This is a genomic window from Candidatus Poribacteria bacterium (genome assembly GCA_016866785.1).
Lineage (GTDB): Bacteria > Poribacteria > WGA-4E.
The window spans coordinates 1-2,462 of record VGLH01000254.1; the positions used below are offsets into that span (position 1 = coordinate 1).

Sequence of the window (2,462 nt, forward strand, 5' to 3'; positions counted from 1 at the left end):
CGAGGATCAGGAACGACACACAGCTCGTGCGGTCTTTGCCGGACGCGTCGGGTCCGCCGATCTGGTAATACTGCGTGTCGATGATGAACATCGAGATGAGGTGGAGGATAGCTTCCTCGTCATCGAGGATGCCCCGTGCCGTGTCGCTCTCGTAGAAGGGCTGCAGGAGCTCGTCGAGCTGCCCGATGCCGCCCGCGCCGTTGAACATCCGCGTGATGATCGACACCCACGCGATCCACTGGCACGCTTCTTGGAACGTGCGCGGCGGGTCGTCGATGAGCCGTTCGTTCATGTCCGCCATCTGGCGCAGGTTCGCGGCGAGGTGCGGGTTCGGCTCCTCGTCCGCCATCGCGCGCGCCTTCTCGACGTGCTTGCGGAGCCACCGCTGCATGCCCAGCACGGTCGCTTCGTGTCCCTCGTAGAACCCCGGATCGGCGTCGGCGGGCGGGTCGGCGGCGTAGGACCGGATCTGTTCGAGGATGCCGCCCCATCCGAGCTTGAATCCGATGGTCAGGTCGGGGCAGAAATGCTGTCCGCCTCCGATGCCGGAGATGATGCTGTACAGCTTCTGGTCGGCGTGGAGATGCGAGTAGTCGAACTCTGGGTCGGGGGGCCAGCCGGGTCCCACGCGGTAGTTGGGACGGTCGACGTACCACGCGCCGAGGAGCGAGCTCATCGGATCGACGTAGGCGGGAAGCGCCTCCAACATCGCGCCGAAGTTCTCGCCGATGTTCTTGTGCCCGAAGCACGCGCCGGACGGATGGTTCGGCACAGGCGTGTAGGTGCAGAGCTCCGGCATGAGGATGGAGCCGTGGTCGTCCGTGTCCAGTGCCTTGTAGACGCGCAGCTTTTCGGTCGTGTGCCGCTGCTTCGTCGCCACCAGGGAAGCCAGTCGTTCGGCGTAGGTTGGCGCAGCCAGGGGCTGGGCGTCGGGGGAGGGACTAGCCATCCGGCAACTCTCCTCGCTATGTGCACACTCCACTCGTCTGAGGCGGGACCTCGCGTCAAGCATTAGCCAACAATCCGGCGCCTGAACAGGGAGAATCCGCCAATTCCGCACGATCCCCTTCAGTTTCATCGGGGTCTCGGCTATTCATGTCTTATTGGGTTTCCGCTGCCCGCCCTGCCCGCATCCGTGAGAATGAGGAGGGTCCCGATGCCGATCGACGCGATCCGGACGGCTCAAGAGCTCGATCTCGTCAAAGCCACCGCCGAGCTCAAGGAGACCGTGCTCCAAGAAGCACGCGGCTACCACGAGCGCAGCGTTCTCGCCGCGCAGTCGTTCCGCCTGACCGAGGGCGAGCCCTTCCGTGGTATCCGGGTCGCCAAAGCCACCGAACACATCTTCGCCAACATGCCCATCCGCATCCGGCGCGGCGAGCTGCTCCTCGGATGGCATCCCAGCACCCACGCCAGCGAGACGACCCAGAAGGCGATCCAAGAGGCGAACGAGTACCTCCGCAAGCAGAACTACTGGGTCGGCGCGTCCGAGGGACACATGGCGGTCGACAACGAGACGGTCCTCCGCGTCGGACTCGGAGCCATCGCCGAGGCGATCCGCGAGCGGCGCGAAGCGCTCGACCCCATTCACCGCGACACGCCGGAGAAGCAGGCGTTCTACGAATCAGCGCGCATCTCGCTCGAGGCGCTGCAAAGCCTCATCCGGCGGTACGCGGCTCTGGCGCGCGAAGCCGCCGACGAGACCGACGACCTGCTCTGGCGGGCAGAGCTCCTCGAATCTGCCGCTGTCTGCGACCAGGTCGCCGATGGCCCCGCCCGGACGTTCCGCGAAGCCATCCAACTGACGTGGTTCCTCTTCCTCGGCGTCGCCATCGAAGCCGGCGGCTCCCACCACTGCTTCGGGCCCGGTCGGCTCGACCAGTACCTCTTCCCGTACTACGCGCGCGATCTCGCGAGCGGCGTCCTCGACGAAGAACACGCGCAGGTCCTGATCGACCAGTTTCTGATCAAGTGCAACGAGTTCGACGGGCCTAGCATGAGCGCCGTCATCATGATGCTCGGCGGCAGGAAGCCCGACGGAACCGACGGAACCAACGCCCTCTCCTTCGCCCTCATCGAGGCGACCGACCGCGTTCGGTGCTACTTCCCCGGCGCGGACATCTCCTGGCACAGCGACATGGACCCCGCGTTCGTCCGTCGCGCCGTACGGCTCCTCCGCAACGGCAAGGGGCAGCCAGCGTTCTTCAACAGCGACGTCATCGTCAAGGGGCTCATCCGATACGGCGTCCCCGTCGAACACGCCGTCGATCACCTGCCCAGCACATGCACCGAGACGTCCATCATGGGCAGGACGAACCCCTGGGTCGCGTGGCCCTACGTCAACATCCCGATGTGCCTCATCTATGCGATGTTCGACGGCAAGCATCCCGTTCGCGAGACGCAGGATCGACCCGCGACAGGTCTCCCGCAGACCTACGACGAGCTCAAGGCAGCCTTCCACG

The 2,462-nt window shown here is 65.4% G+C and carries 2 protein-coding genes; one reads left to right on the plus strand and one right to left on the minus strand.

Going from position 1 to position 2,462, the window contains the following annotated elements; all coding sequences use genetic code 11:
- The coding region (locus FJZ36_18995) for a hypothetical protein (GenBank protein MBM3216987.1) at positions 1–1,078 on the minus strand (1,078 nt) is incomplete at its 3' end.
- A gap of 63 nt (positions 1,079–1,141) precedes the next feature.
- Between FJZ36_18995 and FJZ36_19000 the strand changes: the two genes are divergently transcribed.
- A partial coding sequence (locus FJZ36_19000) for a hypothetical protein (GenBank protein ID MBM3216988.1) occupies positions 1,142–2,462 on the plus strand: 1,321 nt, incomplete at its 3' end.